Annotated in this window: 18 protein-coding genes; 4 read left to right on the top strand and 14 right to left on the bottom strand. The window is 66.3% G+C overall.

Annotated elements, in window-relative coordinates:
* Nucleotides 1-29 precede the first annotated feature (29 nt).
* The 3 genes from AC1DS4_RS12555 to AC1DS4_RS12545 all read left to right on the top strand — a co-directional run bounded on the left by AC1DS4_RS12555 (nt 30) and on the right by AC1DS4_RS12545 (nt 1,721).
* Nucleotides 30-473, top strand: coding sequence for a hypothetical protein (locus AC1DS4_RS12555; RefSeq protein ID WP_477633391.1), 444 nt, complete (start codon nt 30-32; stop codon nt 471-473).
* A 110-nt stretch (nt 474-583) separates the two neighbouring features.
* Complete coding sequence (locus AC1DS4_RS12550; RefSeq protein WP_477633390.1) at nt 584-1,180, top strand: HdeD family acid-resistance protein; 597 nt, start codon at nt 584-586, stop codon at nt 1,178-1,180.
* 112 nt (nt 1,181-1,292) lie between these two features.
* A complete protein-coding gene (locus AC1DS4_RS12545) occupies nt 1,293-1,721 on the top strand; it encodes a DUF1003 domain-containing protein (RefSeq protein ID WP_477633389.1) in 429 nt (142 codons plus the stop codon).
* 258 nt (nt 1,722-1,979) lie between these two features.
* On the opposite strand, the gene AC1DS4_RS12540 is transcribed toward AC1DS4_RS12545, so the two are convergent.
* A complete protein-coding gene (locus AC1DS4_RS12540) occupies nt 1,980-2,330 on the bottom strand; it encodes a J domain-containing protein (protein ID WP_477633388.1) in 351 nt (116 codons plus the stop codon).
* A 603-nt stretch (nt 2,331-2,933) separates the two neighbouring features.
* A complete protein-coding gene (locus AC1DS4_RS12535) occupies nt 2,934-3,356 on the bottom strand; it encodes an Hsp20/alpha crystallin family protein (RefSeq protein WP_477633424.1) in 423 nt (140 codons plus the stop codon).
* A gap of 148 nt (nt 3,357-3,504) precedes the next feature.
* Here AC1DS4_RS12535 and AC1DS4_RS12530 point away from each other — a divergent pair, with 148 nt between their 5' ends.
* The gene (locus AC1DS4_RS12530) at nt 3,505-3,927 is read left to right on the top strand and encodes a MerR family transcriptional regulator (RefSeq protein ID WP_477646048.1); all 423 of its coding nucleotides are present in this window, start codon (nt 3,505-3,507) and stop codon (nt 3,925-3,927) included.
* A gap of 320 nt (nt 3,928-4,247) precedes the next feature.
* Here the strand turns inward: AC1DS4_RS12530 and AC1DS4_RS12525 are convergent, their stop codons facing one another.
* From AC1DS4_RS12525 to AC1DS4_RS12470, 12 genes are all read right to left on the bottom strand, one after another.
* Nucleotides 4,248-4,532: a LacI family DNA-binding transcriptional regulator gene (locus tag AC1DS4_RS12525; RefSeq protein ID WP_477633386.1), complete on the bottom strand. Its 285-nt coding sequence runs from the start codon at nt 4,530-4,532 to the stop codon at nt 4,248-4,250.
* A gap of 175 nt (nt 4,533-4,707) precedes the next feature.
* Nucleotides 4,708-5,535, bottom strand: a complete 828-nt coding sequence (ppgK, locus tag AC1DS4_RS12520; RefSeq protein ID WP_477633385.1) for a polyphosphate--glucose phosphotransferase — start codon at nt 5,533-5,535, stop codon at nt 4,708-4,710.
* Nucleotides 5,532-6,512: an acetylxylan esterase gene (locus AC1DS4_RS12515; RefSeq protein ID WP_477596978.1), complete on the bottom strand. Its 981-nt coding sequence runs from the start codon at nt 6,510-6,512 to the stop codon at nt 5,532-5,534. Before AC1DS4_RS12515 ends, ppgK begins: the two co-directional genes overlap by 4 nt.
* Nucleotides 6,513-6,660: 148 nt before the next feature.
* A complete protein-coding gene (locus AC1DS4_RS12510; protein ID WP_477646047.1) occupies nt 6,661-9,078 on the bottom strand; it encodes a GH116 family glycosyl-hydrolase in 2,418 nt (805 codons plus the stop codon).
* 342 nt (nt 9,079-9,420) lie between these two features.
* Nucleotides 9,421-10,548 carry a Gfo/Idh/MocA family protein gene (locus AC1DS4_RS12505; RefSeq protein WP_477633384.1) on the bottom strand — a complete coding sequence of 376 codons (1,128 nt, stop codon included), beginning with the start codon at nt 10,546-10,548 and terminating at the stop codon, nt 9,421-9,423.
* On the bottom strand, nt 10,545-11,564 hold the full coding sequence (locus tag AC1DS4_RS12500; RefSeq protein ID WP_477633383.1) for a sugar phosphate isomerase/epimerase family protein: 1,020 nt from the start codon (nt 11,562-11,564) through the stop codon (nt 10,545-10,547). The genes AC1DS4_RS12505 and AC1DS4_RS12500 overlap by 4 nt, the downstream gene beginning before the upstream one ends.
* 47 nt (nt 11,565-11,611) lie before the next feature.
* Complete coding sequence (locus AC1DS4_RS12495) at nt 11,612-12,493, bottom strand: carbohydrate ABC transporter permease (protein ID WP_477633422.1); 882 nt, start codon at nt 12,491-12,493, stop codon at nt 11,612-11,614.
* The gene (locus AC1DS4_RS12490; RefSeq protein ID WP_477596974.1) at nt 12,490-13,419 is read right to left on the bottom strand and encodes a carbohydrate ABC transporter permease; all 930 of its coding nucleotides are present in this window, start codon (nt 13,417-13,419) and stop codon (nt 12,490-12,492) included. Before AC1DS4_RS12490 ends, AC1DS4_RS12495 begins: the two co-directional genes overlap by 4 nt.
* A gap of 1 nt (nt 13,420) precedes the next feature.
* Nucleotides 13,421-14,749: an ABC transporter substrate-binding protein gene (locus tag AC1DS4_RS12485; protein ID WP_477633382.1), complete on the bottom strand. Its 1,329-nt coding sequence runs from the start codon at nt 14,747-14,749 to the stop codon at nt 13,421-13,423.
* Between the two features lie 55 nt (nt 14,750-14,804).
* Nucleotides 14,805-15,599 (bottom strand): hypothetical protein, encoded by a 795-nt coding sequence (locus AC1DS4_RS12480; protein ID WP_477633381.1) that lies wholly within the window; start codon nt 15,597-15,599, stop codon nt 14,805-14,807.
* Nucleotides 15,596-16,660 (bottom strand): Gfo/Idh/MocA family protein, encoded by a 1,065-nt coding sequence (locus AC1DS4_RS12475; protein ID WP_477633380.1) that lies wholly within the window; start codon nt 16,658-16,660, stop codon nt 15,596-15,598. Before AC1DS4_RS12475 ends, AC1DS4_RS12480 begins: the two co-directional genes overlap by 4 nt.
* Nucleotides 16,657-17,505, bottom strand: coding sequence for a sugar phosphate isomerase/epimerase family protein (locus AC1DS4_RS12470; protein WP_477646046.1), 849 nt, complete (start codon nt 17,503-17,505; stop codon nt 16,657-16,659). The genes AC1DS4_RS12475 and AC1DS4_RS12470 overlap by 4 nt, the downstream gene beginning before the upstream one ends.
* Nucleotides 17,506-17,622: the final 117 nt, after the last annotated feature.

Here is a 17,622-nt window from a genome sequence, read left to right as displayed (position 1 = left end):
CGGGGTCGACTCAACGAAAGTGACAACACATGACGCAACACACGAACTTCTCAGCACGCATGGAGGACCTCCAGCAGCGGGTTACGACGGCCAAGTCGGCGGTGCAGACAGCCGCAACCGAGTCCGACGCTCAGCTCGAGGACAGGATCCATCGGGCGCAGGCCGACCTGGACCAGTCGGTCCAGAGCGTTCGCGCTGACGCCTCGCAGGCAGCCGACAGCGCTCGGGCGAAGTGGGCACAGCTGAAGGCAGACGCCGCAGCCAAGCGCAACGACGTCAAGGCGAACATCGACAAGCGGGCCCGCCAGATGGACGCCAAGGTCGCCGCGAACGACGCGGACTGGGCAGACGCCGACGCGGCCGAAGCCCTCGACTTCGCCGAGTGGTCTGTCGAGAACGCCCAGCTGGCCATCCTCGACGCCACCCACGCCCGCGCCAACGCGGACAAGCTCGTCAGGGCCGCGGCCAGCTGACAGTCCGGCCCATCGGACTGGTGCGCGGAAGTCCCAGTCTCCACACACACTCGCGCCGCGGGCAGGAACCATCTCCGCCCTGCCCGCGGCACCATGAAAGGAAATTCGCAATGACTCTTGACCTGAAAACGCCGAACCCGCTGCGCGACACGATTCGGTCGGGCGCCCGCGTTGCGTCGGCAGCCGGGTGGTCGATGGTGGCCCTGGGGGCACTCTGGATCGTGTTCGGCCTGTTCGTGCTGTCCTACAGCGAGGGCAGCCTGGTCGCGGTAGCGACCATGGTTGGCGTGACCCTGCTCCTTGGCGGGGTCACTCAGCTCGTCGCCGCCAGTCGGGTGCCCACGATGCGCTGGCTGTCGATCGTCGGCGGGGTGTTGGGCGTCGCTGCCGGCATCGCCACCTTCGTCTGGCCAGCGATCACCCTCTTTGTCGTGTCATCCATGGTGGTCTGGTACCTGATGGCCTTCGGCGCCATCCACCTCGTCAGCGCGCTGGCGGGCCCCAAGCTGTCGTGGTGGTGGACCGGGCTGCTGCTCGGCGTCGTCGAGCTGGCGCTCGGAGTGTGGGCAGCCCGTTCGTGGGATCACTCGCTGGTCACCCTGGTCTCCTTGGTCGGATGGTGCGCCATCAGTCGCGGGGTGAACGAGATGTTTGCCGACCTCACGCTGCGCAGGGTCGGCAAGCAGGCGGACCGGCTAGCCGCGTGAGCGCCAGCCGAGCGGCGAGTCCCGCCAGCGCTCGCCGCGAAGGACCAAGGGACGATGCCGCGACGCCCGCGTCCCACGCGGGAAGCCGCCAGACACGCAGCCAGGGGCAGAGGTGAAGGCCATTCCTCCGGATCCGGCCAGCCCCGCATTGCTGCGGCATCTCCGGGAGCGCAGCAAGCGCCGGGAGAACCGAGTTGCGGACCAGATCACGCGGTTCTCGGGTTCGATGAAGTTCGTCTACCTGCATGCCATCTGGTTCAGCTTGTGGGTCGGCCTTGGCGCGGAGGACTACCCGTTCGGACTGCTGACGATGATCGTGTCGTTGGAGGCCATCTTCCTGTCCACCTTCGTCATGATCAGCCAGAACCGCGCCGACGAGAAGCGGCAGGTGATCGCGGACGAGGCTTGGCGGACGGTCCAGGAGGAGGAGCAGCAGAACGAGACGCTGCTCGTCCTAGCCAGCGAAATCCTCACCCTCACCCAGGATCTCCACGCGATGAGCGCCTCAAGCCCATGGGCACTTCCTGAGGACCCGACCTGAGTGGCCGCTTCTTGGAGGTCATGGCGGCAAGGGCCATGAGCTAGGAGACCATGTCCTCGTGGTCCGCGAGGACAGGAGTCACAGCCGGGACTTCCAGACCGCCCACGGGCAGTTCCCGCTGATGGTCACCATCACCCGGCACGACATCTCGCACCGGAGGCTCGACCTGTTATCCAGGTCGAAACGACTTGTGCCGAGTTTGCGGAGTTGGATCGAATGTTCCCAAGTCTGGGCAAGGCCCTTGGCCACGGGGTCGGACTAGGAGCGAGAACCGTGCCAACGCACCGGACCGGCCTGGATGGGTGGCTGGTCAGGGGCGGTGCGTGGGATAGGCATTCGGGGGCGGACCGGGGTTGGGCTGGTGGTTTGGGGCGCGCCTATGGGGTGGTCGAGGCCGGTTCGGCGGGCCGGGTCGCCCAAGAGCGCGTATGCCGCGATGACCTGCTGCAGGGTCCTGTCTGAGGCTGCGTTGTCGTCGGGGTTGCCCCGCACGCGGGTGTCGGGGTGATGCCGGCGCAAGAGGGTGAGGTACGCGCGCCGGATCTGGCCTTGGGTGGCCTTCGGGGTCAGGCCCAAAACGGCGTAGGGGTCGGCGGGGTCAACGGTCATGGCTACGCCGGAAGGTTCAGATCATTGATGGGTGGTCCCGTCGCTGTGGCACGGTTGGCGACACCATTGTGAGGTTGTTGCTGATGGGCCTCGCCTGGGCCGCGAACTGGTACGCCGTCAAGGCGTGGGCGTCGCGCAGCCTGCGTCAGGCGCGATGGCACGAGCGCGGCCCCGGCGAGAGTCTGTTCGCATGCTTCATCCTGTGGGGTGCTGGGTGTCGGGCGATCACCTACCTTCTTCGAACTTTTTCGTTCGGTCTCAGCTGATGGTTGCGGCTGAGCCGCGGGGGCGAGCGTTGCCGGCTCCAACCGTCGGCACCGGGGTGGTGTGGTCGACGCGGGGACGCCGCGCCACCGGCCGGCGGCCGATGCCGCCGCGGCCCAGGGCCGGGTCCAGGTGACGCGGCCGGTGGGTCAGCCGGAGGGGGACGGCTTGACCATTCTTGGTCGATGATTGCGTCGAACTCGGCCCGCAGCAGCTCCTCGTCCGCGCAGATCAGCTCGAGGAACTCCTCGTCCACGCCTCGCACGGCGCCGGATTGCATGGCGGAGGCGTCGGCCTGGGCAGCAACAACGGCGAGCATGAGCCTCACCACCCCAGGGGTCAGGCGGTGATGGCCTGCTGGCCTTCGTTCCGGCTGCTGATCTCGATCTTGCGCGGCTTGGCCTGCTCGGCGACCGGGATCTTCAACGTGAGCACCCCGGCGTCGTAGCTGGCCTCGATGCGCTCAGTCTCCAGGGTGTCCCCCAGGACCAGTTGCCGGCTGAACACCCCTCGGGGACGTTCCGCGGCGATCAGCTCTGCGTCACTGGCCCGTGCCGGCCGTTCGGCCCTGACGGTGACCACGTTTCGCTCAACGTCGATGTCGATCGAGTCGTGACTGACCCCTGGCAGGTCGAACTCGACGTGAAACACGTCTCCGTCGCGCCATGCGTCCATCGGCATTGCCGAGGGCCGGGCCATCGTGCCAAGAGCCTGTTGGGTGAGCCGGTCCAGCTCACGGAAAGGGTCGGTGCGCATCAGCATCGTCTTCACCTCCATCGTGTTGCCTGATGCTCCGAGCGTCGCCACAGCCGTCGCGGATCTGTGGCGTTCGCTATAGGTTTTATGTAGCACCAAGGGCATACTGATGCAAGGGGCAAATCCAAGAATTCTCGAGGTCCGAGGCGCCCCGGTGACCTTGAACGCTCCCGACAGTGACCGGGCCGTGTACGGCATCTCCGTAGCCGCCGACCTGGTCGGCATGGGTGTGCAGAACCTGCGCCTCGACGAGGCGCGCGGCCTGCTCGAACCCGAGCGCACCAGTGGCGGCACCCGCCGGTACAGCGCGAACGACCTGGACCGCCTCCGCCGGATCGCGGACCTGCTCGAGGCCGGTCTCAACCTGGCGGGGATCGGCGTGGTCCTCGCCCTGGAGGGAGAGAACGCCCGCCTGCGTGAAGAACAGGAGGTTCCACCATGGCCCACTGTCGCGGCCTTCGGACCCCGGACTTGGCCGCGGATTCCCCGCGCGCCCAATCGGCGCAGCGTTTCCGCAGGTCAGAAGCCTGACGAAGTGGCCGTGAATCTTCCTGCGTGGCATACCCCTGCCGGGTAATGCCAGAGGGCACCTGACTCGCGTTTCCGCGGGTCAGGCGCCCTCTGTGCACGTGGTGGCAGGTGAAGGATTCGAACCTTCGAAGCTTTCGCGATGGATTTACAGACCGACGTATGCCGCCCGCTCGCCTGGACCTTCTCGGCTCGCCAGCGAATTTCGCCGCGATTTCCCCACAGACACTCGACATCAGACGTCGACTTTCGACCACACCCGGACCCTTAGGTCATGCCCTGGGCATGAGGCGCTCCGCCCACGATTGGTGTCGCACACCGCCGCCATCGACGCGGGTTCGTTGTCTGGTTCCGAGTCTGTTGCCGGCCCTATGACCCGGCGCCGCGACGAAGTTGGGCAGCTGCCTCGTTCCTCTCGTAGCCGAGCAGCGCGACGGCGCGCTTCACCCGCAGCCGGGTCTCCTCGCGGACATGCGGTTCGGCATTCATAACCCGGGACACCGTCGCGAAACTCACCCCCGCCATGCGAGCGACGTCTTTGATGGTCGGGGGCCTGGGAGCGTCACCTCGGTCCGCAGTCCCGTTGGCATGGGTGCCCTCAACCTCGACATTCGACACACGGGAATTTCGGCGCGCGGCTGAGGCGTCCGTCATGAGGGTTGCCCTCCATTCACGAAGGCCCAGGAATCCGCCACGATGTGGTGGGGGCGGGCGACCCGACACGCAGTCCTATGAGCAGTCGCGCCGCCGGGGTCTGGTCGGCCGGGGTCACGGATCTCGGCCCAGGCGGTGGTCGGCGGGTTCCAGCCCGCACTCAAAGATCTCGCGCTCATGACGGGGATGGTTCTGCTGGGGGTTGGATGGCGCGCCCGGCGCGGTGTTGGATCAGCTGCGTGGCCTCGGCGCGGTGCTGCATCCAGGCGGCGTCGGCTGCACCGATGATGCCGGCGTTGTTGGTCGACTGAGCGAGCCGGACCGGGGTTCGCGGGTTGAGGTGGTGAAGCCACTTTTCGGGGTTCTTGGAGATGCCGCCGCCCAGGATGATCAGGTTGGGCCAGACGAGGTTTTCCAGGGCCTTCAGATAGGTGTCGGCGCGAGCGCCCCACTCGGCCCAGGTCAGCTGGTCGCGTTCGCGGGCTGACGCGGCCGCGCGGCGTTCGGCCTCAACGTTGTCGATCTCAATGTGGCCGAGTTCAGAGTTGGCGACCAGCTCGCCGTTGTTGATCACGGCGACACCGATGCCGGTGCCGAAGGTGACGACAACGACGACGCCTTGCTGGCCCCGGGCTGCGCCGTAGTGAGCTTCGGCGAGGCCGGCGGCGTCGGCGTCGTTCAGATAGGTCGATGGTCCATCCAGCCGGAGACCGATGAGCTGGTGCAGGGAGGAACCGATCCAGCTGTCGTCCAGGTTGGCGGCGGTGTGAGCTACGCCGTCGAGGACGACGCCGGGGAAAGCGACGCCTACAGGGCCGGCGAAGTCGAAGCGGGCGGCAACGGCGGCAACGACGTCGGAGACGTCGGTCGGCGTTGCTGGTTGTGGGGTATCTAGCCGGTACCGCTGACTAACCAGGGAGCCTGATGAGATGTCGACCAAACCGCCTTTGGTTCCGGTGCCCCCGATGTCGATGCCAAGGGCGACATCTGGCTGGTCGCTCATTGGGGTGCCACCAGACGCTCGCGGAGGAATTGAACCTTGCTTTCGTCGTGCTGCCTGCTGTGAGAGTGCACGCCGAATGGATTGACCTCTATGCGCTTTCGCGCGGTGATGGCGTTATAGGCAGCGAAGACGGTTGATGGCGGGCACACTCGATCCATCAGGCCCACAACTATCGTGGTGTCTGCCGTGATGCGGCGTGCGAGTAGAGCGTTGTCTATGTAACGCAGCGTGTCGCGGGCGGCCTGGACCAGGTCGAAGTGCATGGCGAGGAAGTCGGAAATCTCGCCGTACGGGTACTCGTCCGAGAGTGTGATCGCGCGTTGGATGTCGCACAGGAAAGGTACGTCTGCCGCGCAGACCCGCACTGCTGGTGGCAGAAGGGCTGCCGCCGCAAGGGCGAGCGCTCCGCCTTGACTGCTGCCGGTGACGCCGATGCGATCAGGATCTACGCCGGGTAGCTGAGCGGCGACCTCGACTGCACGAACGGCGTCGACATAGAGCCGGGTGTAGTAGTAGTCCTCGGGGTGGGTGATGCCTCTCGTCATGACCTCGGCTCGTTCCGCGAAGGTCCCTGTCCCGTCCGGCGTCGCTCCGGTTGACCAGCGACCGCCTTGCCCACGCGTGTCCATGACGAGGTTGGCGAAGCCGACGGCAGCGAGCGCGAGGTGGTCGCTCGGGACGCTGCGCCCACCTCCGTAGCCGATGTAGGTGATGACCAGCGGCAGCTGGGTGTCGCCCGACCCTGCTGGGCGCAGGTACCAGCCGCGTACGCGATCACCGCGAGCGCCGGAGAACTCGACGTCCCAGACTGGCAGGTCTCCATAGACCTCGGGGCGGTGACGCGTCATCGTCGTCGGCCGGGCCGCTGCCCGCGCCTCGTCGATCCGGGCGTCCCAAAACGCGTCGAGTCCCTCAGGCTCAACCGTGGTCGTGCGGTACGTGCGCAGTTGGTCCTCGGGTAGGTCAAACCAAGGCATGGCGTGGGCCTTTCGGGGCTGGCGAGGATGGAGGAACCACGCTGCATCAGAGGGGTCGACGGACGCTGACTTACGCACGTGATGAGGACGCAGGGTCACGGGCTGACCCTGCGTCCTCATCTGGTGCACGAGCGTTAGGTCTGCGCGGTCACTGGCGTCGGGCCGATGCGTACGTGTCCCAGGCGGCTAGGGCTCGCACGTAGTAGGCCGCCCGGTAGGTGGTGGGGTCGTAGCCGTTCCACGCCTCGGGGGTGTTGAAGGCGTATGCACCACCTGCGGCGGCAGTGGGGCTGTAGATCTGGTGCACCAGACCCTCCGCGAGCTCGTTGCCGTCGGCGACCAGGTCGGGTAGTCCGAGCCGTCGGCCTTCCCGGATGAGCGTCCCGGCGAGCTCGAAGTTCGTCCCGGTCCACACCTCCGCGGCCTGGAACCCGAGTTCCAGCGGCCGGTTGAGCAGGAACGGGTAGGGCTTGCCACCGTATGGGACGAGATTCGGCGCCCCGAGCATGTGCCCCGTGGAGTCCTTCAGCTGCGTCATGAGGTCGAAGGTGTTGGTCAGGTGGGCGGCCACATGTGCAGGCGGATTGATGTCCGGCAGGCCGAGCTGCTCTGCCACGTGCTGAGGCCACAACACGTCGACGAAGGCATCCGTGGACCGGGCCCCTGCATCAGTGAACTTGTAGTAGCTCCCGGTCCAGAAGGCCGCCTCATACGCAGCACGGGAAGTGGCCCGCGTGTGGTCGAGGGCGGCGAGATCCACCGTCGAGGCTGCGGGGATCCCGAGCCGCTTTGCGTCCTTTGTAGCGGCTGCCATGATGTCTGCAGCCAAGACGTACAGGCCGGAGTTGTAGACACCGTGCACTCCACCGGACTGCCCCATGATGTCGTAGGTGCTGGCGAAGGCGGCCGGCTCCGTGGGCAGCGTGTCGCCCTGCGGTATGCGAGATTGGACGTCGTGCGTCCAGGCGCGGAGCATCGCAGGGTAGATGTCGCGCAACAGTGCGTCGTTGCCGGAGCTGTGATACGCGCCGTACGAGCGGATCAGGTATTTAGCCGGACGGTCGAAGAAGGTGGTCTCGGGGACGGCTGGACTGGTGGAGTGCTCCCAAAGCAGCCACGGTGCGGTCAGGTGCCACCAAAGGTAGGTGCCGACCTGGCCGTTGAAGCCCGGGCTGCCGGGTACTCGGCCGTTCGGGTCTTGGGTGACCATCTCGGAGGTTGCGCGTACCCAGGCGGCTTCGGTGGAGGGGAACAACTCGCGCAGGGCGATCGCCATCTGCCCTGCGACGTCGGTCTCGCCGGCGTCGGCCCAGCCGCCACCCGTGACCGTGTGGAACAGGTGGGTGCCAGGGACCGCGGAGCCTATCCGGGGTGCGCCGGTCAGGTGTGGACTGGAGACGAGGCCGGATTCCCAGAAGGAGCCGTTGAACGGGAGCTGTCCGAGTTCGTTCAGAGCGGCCATGCGGATTGCGGGCGACACCGTGTTGTCGAATGCCACCGGCTTCCACCAGCCTGCCACGGCTTTCGCTGCCTTGTCTTCGCGGGCGAGGTTCCGGGCCGCGATGGCGAAGCCCTGGTTGCCGGCATAGCTGCCCGGGATGTAGTTGTTTCGTGCGTCTTCACGGGCTCCGTAGTAGGAGGTGTAGCGCCGCATCCAGACTGTGTCGCCAGCAGTACCGAAAGTGATTTGCGGGAAGTCCCAGGCCAGGACGAAGTGGACGGTTTGCGTCTGATGAGCAGGCAGGTTCATCGCGACTGCGAGGGCGCTGGCGGAGCTGCTGTCGTCGAGGGCAGCGTTGGGGAGGTGACCGGTTGCCTTGAAGGGGGTGTAGACGTCGGAGCCGTCGCCGTCGGCGTCCCAGGAAGTTGCGTAGGTGACTCGCTGTCCGGGTTCACTGCGAACGGCGGTGGTCCACTCGCTGTTCTGCGAGTCTGCGGTGTTGGCGGGGCTGGAGGCCCCCAGCGTGATGCCGGTGATCTTGTTGCGGTGATCGACTGTCTTGTGGCTGGTGTAGCCCGTGCGGACACTGGACACGGGGCTGGGAGTGTTCTGCACAGTGCTGGCCACGTGGGTTGGAGCGTTCGGGAAGGTGAACATCGTCGACACCTTCGTCGCCTTGCTCGTCTTGTTCGTGAGTTGCACGTCGAAGTAGGCCACCGGTTGGGACGAGGACTCGTCGTTGCCGGCCACGATGGGAGACCAGAATGTGGTCGACACAGAGGTGGAGGGCACAGCGTCGGTGTAGTCAATACGGCCGAAGGGGTAGAGCGCGCTGTAGGTCCCCTTGCCAGCATCCAGGGTCGACCAGGCAGGAAGGACGGAACCGAACTCGGAGCTGTTGACGGCGAGCGTCCTCGTCGAGGCGGTTCGGCCTTGCTGCTGTTCGCGGATGTGGATGGCAGCCTGAGGAAGGATGCGCTTCTCGTAGTTGGAGTTTGTGGCTCCGCCCATACTCCAGGGACCGAAGGTCCCAGCTTGGTTGATCATGAAGGAGCCCGCTCCGAGTCCACCGAGCGGGATGCCAAGGCCGGGCTGCGCCATGGGGTTGCCGAGGGCGAAGGGCACGGTGTCGGGTGCGGAGGCATCCCCGGCGCACCGCTGCCAGTCGTGAACGCTGCATGGGACGCTGCCTATGACTCCGAGGGGTCGCTGGTATGCCGCGTCGCCAAGGGGGGTGTGTTTCGCCGGTTGCGCGGCTGGCGCCAGCGGCCCCGAGGCTAGGGCTGGTGCGATGCCGGTGGCGGCTATGCCGACTGCGACAGCAAGGGCCGCCCGGCGCCTGCGGGCGCTCCGGCTTCTGGAGAAGGTTGGATCTTTCATGGCTTGACTCGCTTCCGGTCGGCACTGACGGATGTGACATTCCGAAGGCGTCCGAGGACGGCCTTTGGGCTTGATGGGGGCTGAAGATCAACGCCAGGCAGTGGCACCGACGACCCTCTGCCGGGGCGTCGTCGGCTCGACCCAGGCGCCGGTGCGCGCTGACTCCAGAACGGCGTCGATCAGTGCGGCTGCGCGAAGCCCGTCCGCGAAGGTGGGTAGGCCGTCGGGTTGCTCGCCGCGCATCGCCCGATGGACGTCTCTGACGAAGTTGGTGAAGCAGTCTTGGTATCCCTGGGGGTGCCCTGCGGGGACCAGGTCGTAATGGGGGCCGATGACTTGGTCCTCCGCGGCGCGTGGCAGTTCCACGTTGTGGCCCCGTCCGCCGATCCAGAGTGAGTCGGGGTCTTCCTGGTCGAACTGGTACGAGGCGTCGGCGGTGTCGATGGAGAACCACAGCCGGTTCTTGCGACCGGGTGAGATCTGGCTGATGACGCTCGAACCGATCGCCCCGTGGTCGGTGACGAACTGTATGACTGCGGCGTCTTCAGTGCCCGATCCCCCGGCTCCTGTTCGCGGTAACGCCAACAGTTGCGCACTGACCCGCGCGATGCGGTGGCCGGTCACGAACTCGACCAGGTCACACCAGTGGACGCCAATGTCGCCGAAGGCTCGTGAGTGTCCTCCGAGGGCGGGGTCGACCCGCCAGTTCGTGTCGTCGGGACGTGACAACCAGTCTTGAAGGTAGCTGCCGTGGATGATCCGGACGCTGCTCTTCGGGGAGGCGAGGACACGTGCCCGGGCTTCGCGAACCGAGCCGTAGAAGCGGTACGCGAATGGGATCGCGTGGACCACGCCAGCCGCGGTTGCGGCCGCCTCGAGGCTCTCGGCGTCCGAGGCGCTCGTGGCCAATGGCTTCTCACAGATGACGTGCACGCCCGCGGCGATCACTTCGTGCGCCAGTTCCAGATGGGTGTGGTTGGGGGTGCAGATGTGGACGACGTCGACGTTGCCGTCGGTCAGTGCCCGCTCGAGTGAGGTGTATGCGGAGTCCGCGCCGAACCGTGCCGCCGCGGCGGCCGCCTGGTCGGCGTTGCGCGAGACAACCCCCGCTACTGTGCCGCCGGCAGCGCGCACCGCCCGCGCATGGACGTCGCCCATGAACCCGGTACCGACGATGACCGAACGCGGGGCTGACGTGGCGAAGGGGCGACTCATGACGTCAGCCCCGCGGCGGCGGAGAAGGCGGCGTCAAACGACATCTCGGGCGCCTCGAACAGCTGGCTGCGCAGGAAGATCACTGCCTCGGCGGCGCCGTGCAGCCGGTCCATGCCGGCGTCCTCCCACTCGACGGAGATGGGTCCGTCGTAGCCGATGGTCGTGAGCATGCGGAAGCAGTCGGCCCAGTCCACGTCGCCGCGCCCGGTCGACACGAAGTCCCATCGGCGGCGGGGGTCGGCCCAGGCCAGGTGCGACCCGAGGATGCCGCGGCGGCCGTCAGGGGTCCGCATCTTGGTGTCCTTGCAGTCGACGTGGTAGATCCGGTCGCGGAAGTCCCAGATGAAGTTCACCGGGTCGATGCCCTGCCACACCATGTGCGAGGGGTCCCAGTTGAGGCCGAAGGCGGGTCGGTGGCCGACTGCCTCGAGGGCGAGCTGGGTGGAGTAGTAGTCGTAGGCGATCTCGGAGGGGTGGACCTCGTGTGCGAACCGGACGCCGACCTCGTCGAAGACGTCGAGAATTGGGTTCCACCTCGCGGCGAAGTCGACGTAGCCCGCCTCGACCATGGCGGCGGAAGCCGGCGGGAACATCGCGACGTACTTCCAGATCGACGAGCCGGTGAAGCCGACGACGGTGGTAACGCCCAGCCGCGCGGCTGTGCGTGCCGCGTTCTTGACCGCCTCGGCCGCGCGACGACGAACTCCCTCTGGGTCGCCGTCACCCCAGACGGAAGGAGCCAAGATGCCTTGATGGCGTTGGTCAATCGGGTCGTCGCAGACGGCCTGACCTTGGAGGTGCGCGGAGATCGCGTACACGCGTAGGCCAAAGCTGTCGAGGGTCTCCCGCCGTTCGGCGATGTAGGCGTCGTCGACCGCACCGCGTTCGGCGTCGAGGTGGTCTCCGGAGCAGGCGATCTCCAGTCCGTCGTACCCCCATGAGGAGGCCAGCCGGCATACCTCCTCGAACGGCAGGTCCGCCCATTGGCCGGTGAACAGGGTCAAGGGTCGCGTCATGGCGTTCTCCTATCCGTAACGCTTCGGTGCTGGTGGGCGTGGGCGGGCTACTGGCCGGCGAGTGAGCCGCCGATTCCTCCCACGCTGAAGTACTTGTTGAGCAGCACGAAGATGAGGACGGGCGGGATCATCATCACGACGGCGATGGCCATGACTCCGCCCCAGTCGGTCGTGTTCTGCTGGAAGAAGGACTGCACGCCCAGGGGCAGCGTGAACGCGACGGCTGAGCGCAGAAACACGATGGCCACGAGGTAGTCGTTCCAGGCGACGAGGAAGGTGAAGATGGCGGTGGACAGGACGCCGGGCAGGGAGTTGCGCAGCACGACCTGGGCGAAGCCGCGGAAGAGTGACGCGCCGTCGATCCAGGCGGCTTCCTCGAGTGAGATGGGGATCGAGTCCATGTAGGCGGCCATCATCCAGGTCGCGACCGCCATGGCGGAGGCGACGTAGACGATCGTGACTCCGAACAGGTTGTCGATCAGGCCGAGTTTGGCAAACAGGATGAACAGGGGGATGACCGACGTGACCACGGGCAGGCTCTGGAAGACGAACAACAAGAGGGAGTACCCAGAGACGGCCCTACTGCGGCCCCGGGAGAGGACGTAGCCAGCCGGGGCCGCGACAGCGACCGAGACCACGACCGTGCCGAGAGTGACGAGCAGGCTGTTCTGCAACCACAGAATGACGTCGCTGTTGGCGAAGACGTTGCTGAAGTTCTCGAGGGTGAACCCGCCGCTGTTGGTGGAGGTCACCGTTGGGGTAAACGCCAGGAACAGCACGACGGCAATGGGTACCAGAGCAACGACCACGATGAGCAGGACGAGAACGAAGCGCCACCACTGACCGCCGGTGCCCTTGTCCCTTGATGTCAGCAGCTGCTTCTCGGTGACCTGACCGATCTCGGCCGTGTGGTGGACGATAGCCATCAGATCGCTGCCTTTCGGATCTGCCGGTAGAGGAGGGTGGCGATGAACACCAGCACGACGGTCATCATGAACGCGACCGCGACTCCGAGGCCGACCTGCTGGTTCTGGAAGACGGTTCTGTAGGCGAGGACGACCAGGGAGTTGGTGGCGTCGATCGGGCCGCCGCCGGTGAGCAAGAAGATGGTCGGGAAGTCGTTGACGCAGAAGATCGTCATGAGGATCCACGAGATGTACGTGGACCGGGCGATCATCGGCAAGGTGATCCAGCGCAGCTGCTGTGAACTGCTCGCGCCGTCCATGCGGGCCGCCTCGTAGACGGTCTCGTCGACACTCGCCAGGGCTGCGCTGGACATCAACATCATGAACGGAAAGCTGACCCACACCTTGAACACGCAGACCAGAATCCGAGCCCAGGTCGGATCGGCGAGGAACAGCGGCGGGGCGAGGCCGAGGTTCTCGAACAGCGTGGGAATTGGGCTGGAGCTGGTAGCGACCAGCCAGTTGATCGCTGTCGAGGAGACGACGATTGGCACGACCCAAGGCAGCAGCAGCAGCACCTTGAAGATGCCACCGGCCGGTATGCGGGTGCGCAGAAGCAGCGCCAGCGCAAGCCCGATGACCCAGCTGCCGAAGACCCCGACCACGGTGAAGACCACGGTGAATCCGGCGGCCTTCCAGAACGTGGGGCTGTTCAGGTTGTCGATGTAGTTCTGCAGCCCCACGAACTGCCCCGGGTTGATCAGTGTGCCATCGTGCAGCGACTGCCGGAACGCCTGGATGAGCGGCCACCCATGGATCAGCAGCAGCAGCACGATGGACGGCAGAGCCAGGAAGAACATGGTCCACGTACCGGGCTTGAACCGTCGCCCGCCCGGCGTCCCAGGGGCACGCCTCTCCCGGGTCGACGCGGCCGTGGTCGTGGACGTCATGTCACGACTTCACGATGCTGGACAGGCCCTGCTGCAGGGTCGTCAGCGCCGACTTGGCGTCGTCCCGCCCGCCGAGGACCGCTTGCGCGAACTGGTTCAGCGGCTGGCTGCCGTCGACCTGGCCGATCGCGCCGAACAGCTTGTCCGAACGTGCGCCAAAGGTCTTGGCAACCGGCTGGTACTCCTTGACCACCTTCGCCTTGGCCTCGTCCTTCTGGAACTCGGGCAGGTCGACGATGGACTGCAGAACGGGGAGGGCGCTGATGACGCCCTGCTGCCAGTAAGACTTCATGTTCTTGATGTAGTAGGACACGAACGCCTCCGTCGCCTGCTGGGACGGGGTGTTGGTGTACATCATGATGCTGTTGACGTACGCCAGGATTGCCTTGTCGCCGTGCGGACCTGTCAACGGGCTGGCAACCACCAAGTCTCCGGTGGTGTCTCCGATCGACTCGTTGAGGCCGGCAGTGTGAATGCCGAACGCGTTCTTCTTGTTCTTCCACTGGGCAAGGAGATTGTCCGCCGAATAGCTGACTGAGGCGCGGTCGCTGATGCCGGCCTTGACCAGCTCGACGACGAAGTCGATGGCCTCGACGTTGCGCTCGTTGAGCAGGTCGAGCTTGCCGTCGGGCGAGAAGATGCCGCCGCCGTTGTTGATCATCATCATGACGATTCCCTGGACACCGAAGCTGTTGCCTGCTCCCGCCCCCAAACCGAAACCGAAGTAGCCCTTCTTCTTCAGTGCGGCCCCGGCGGTCATCAGCTCATCCCATGTTGTGGGGATCGTCGCGCCGGCGTCGTCGAACAGGGACTTGCGGTACCACCACACCCGGTAGTCGGACTGCCAAGGGACGCCGACGTAGCCCTTGTCGGTCTTCATCGCCTCGATCGTGCCGGGGAGGAAGTCCTTCTTGAAGCCTTCCTTCTCCCACGTCGAGATGAGGTTGTCGGCCATGGCGATGTAGCCCTGGTCGGCGAACTGGAAGGCCTGGAACCCGCCGCCGGAACTAGCCGCGGGACCGGTCTTGGATGCCAGCGCCGAGGAGAAGGTGGTGGTGAAGTTGTTCCACTGGATTCGTTGCAACGCCGCGCCCGGCAGTCCCTTCGCCGGCTTGTAGGCGGCGACCAGCGCCTGCGAGGCCTTGTCGTACGTCCCGGTGGACCATGGCATGTCCCAGAACTTCAATGTCCCGGCGGCGCCACCTGTGCCGGTCTGGGTTTTCGACTCGGCGCAGGCCGCCAAACCGGGGACGAGGGCCAGGCCGGCAGCTGCGCCGGTGGCCTTGAGAAAGCCGCGTCGGGAGAAGTTGGGAATGCTCGGGTTGGTCATGATTGGTCCTCTCGTGGATGTGGATTGTGTTGAGCCAGTTGGGTCATGGCAGGGGTCATGGCGTTGGAAGAACGTTGTTGACCAAGGTCAGGTCCGCCCGCAGCTCGACCAGGTCGGTCGTCCGCCGGGCGTCATTGACGGCGGCGTGTAGTCGGCGCCATGCCGCACGGTGGGAGGTCTCCCACAGGGTGGGCATGGTGGTGGCGCCGCCCGGCGTGGTGCTGACGAGCACAGCGGGTCGGGCGGTGGCGGGGTCCGGCAGGACCAGCTCGATGGCGGCGGTGGCGGCCAGTCCCCTAACTCGAACGGAGGCCGGAGCGCCGGAGGTGACGTGGGCACTGAGAAGTACCGGGGATCCTGCGGTCGTCGAAGCGCGCAGGTAGTAGCCGTTGCCGTTCCAGCTCAGTCGGTGGAGGTCCCCCAAGGGCTGACCGAGGCGGCGCAGCGTGGCAAGCTGGTCGATGAGGGTGGCACCCAAATTTGACGCTTCGTGGTCCGTTGCCGCGATCTCGATCATCGCGTCCGCGGGCCAGCCGACGAACACCTCAGCCGCCGCGGCCAGGGCCGGGTTCCCCGCGAACCGGTAGTCGACGACCACCGGTATGGCAAGTACGTCGGGGACCTGGTTCGCCAGGACAGGCGTCGGCTGGACGATCAGCAATCCACGCGGCTCGTGGAGGAGGCATTCGGCGGTTCGCTGTAGCCAACCAGGACCGCCGTGGACGGCGAACAGGTCGGCCGCATTCTCAGATTCAGCGGCCACCAAGGAGATGGGCAGGGAGGCGATGACGGGGAGGATGTCGCCGGCGACAGCGTCGTCGGTTCCGGCGTTGACCCGCAGGGCGGTCATCGGGCACCGGCCGGTTCAGGGCTGCTCGCCAACGCGCTGGTTGCCTTCGCGGAGAGATCGAGGGCGAAGGTCAGGTCGGCTATCAGATCCGTCGGGGAATAGCGGGGCGCCTGGCCCCGAGCGAGGTCGTACAGGTGTTGCCACTGCTCGACGTATCCGTTTCGCCCGCTGGGCCCAAAAAGCACCTGTTGGCCTGCTGAGCTGATGGCTGCCTCCGCGGAGCCGGCCTGGACATAGGACGGGGTGAAGTTGACTGAGCCGACCCTGTCGCCGGCGTACACCTCCAACAACCAGTTCGGGCTCCAGTTCTCGGACATGTGGGCGTGCAGCTCAACGACCTGGTCGCCACAGGAGAAGACGACCAGATACCCGAACGGACTCAGCGTCTGCGCCGTGTGCACGACGATGCCGTCCGTTGTGGTCAGGAACGCACGGATCAAAGGCAGGTCGTGGATGGCGAGGCCCAGGATCCCGCCACGGAGTCGGTTCGCGCGATCGTCGACCGAGTTCGGGGGTGAGGACTCTTGGGGCGGCTGGCGGTTGGTCACTTCCGTGGCGAAGTCCTCGAAGCGAGGGTTAGGCGGCAGGACCACCGAGCACCTGATGTGAGACGCACTTCCTCGGGTTGCTCCCCAGGCCTCTGTGAACGCTACCCACCCGGGGTCGTAGGTGTGCATCGCGCCGACGATGATCGGCACCCCGGTCTCCTGGGACACCTGCGCGATCCGTGACGCTTCGTCGGTGGTGGTCGCGAACGGCTTCTCGCACAGCACGGCTCGCTTACCCGCCCGGCAGGCGGCGATGACCTGCTCGGCATGGAACTGGTGCGGGCTGCAGACCGCGACGACGTCCACGGTGGGGTCCTGCAACACGTCGTCGACCGACGTGGTTCCTCGAGCGCCGACTCGAGCTGCGACCTCGTCGGCGGTGGCCTCACTGACGTCCATCACCGCCTGCACGGTGAACAAGTCCGTCAGCCGCGCCAATGCGGGTAGGTGGATGGCCTGCGTGACCGGCCCGCTTCCCAGGAAGCCGACGCCGAGCGTGGCGGTACCCGTCATGACGCGGAGACCTCGAACGCCGGGTTGGCCTCGAAGTAGCTCAGGCCGGCACGGGCGCTCTCAACCCGCGATGGCAGGTTCGGCACGTCCACCTCGAGGACCGCCCACCCGCCGAAGCCATCCAGGGCGGCGATGACGGCCTCGAGGTCGACGTCTCCACGTCCGGGCTCGGACCACACGTGCCGCTCGGAGGTCGCAGTTTGGTAGTCGTCTCCTTGCTCGCGGGCGGCTGCGGCCGCGGCGGCGTCAACGTCCTTGATATGGACGCAAGCCACCCGCGCCGCATAGGCCTTCACCAGGCGCGCTGGGTCCGCGCCGCCCCAGAACAGATGGCCTGTGTCGGGACCGAACGCCAACGCAGAACCCTCCGACCAGTCGAGGACCGCCCGGATCTCTTCCTCCGTCTCCACCCACGAGCCGACGTGCGAGTGCAACGCAGCGGTGACTCCTTCCACCTGCATGACCTCGGCGGCCGCCACCATGCCATCGGTGAGACGCCTCAATCGTTGGTCATCCGCAAGGTGCCCGACGGCGGGACGGGCCATCCGCTCCGTCGCCATATCGGACGCGATGAATATCTCCGAGAGCCCGAGCTCGATGTGTTCTTCGGCGGCACGGCGGGCCCGCTCAAGGACCTCCTGCCTAGAACCCGCTTCCGCGAAGTCCTCGGAAAAGTACCCGGGCGCCGGCACGAACCCGTAGTCCGCGAGGGTCCGGCGGTACTCCACGACCGTCATGTCGTCAGGCACCTGGGCGTGTAGCGCGCGGAAACCCACCTCACGCAGGTCAGCCAAAGCGTCGACCACGACTGCGCGGCTCAGCTGGAACCGGCCGTCGCTGAGCACCCAAGGCAGCGGGTTGACGGCGACCTTCATCGTCTGACCAGACATCGGTGTCCTTGTTCTTGCGCCAGGAAGGGTGCGAGTCGCGACGTGCGGGTTGCGTCGGCTTCCATTCGGGCG

The sequence above is a fragment of the Pedococcus sp. P3_C7 genome (assembly GCF_056402615.1).
Note: the sequence above shows the minus strand (reverse complement) of the source record. Positions and strands in the feature narration are given on the sequence as shown.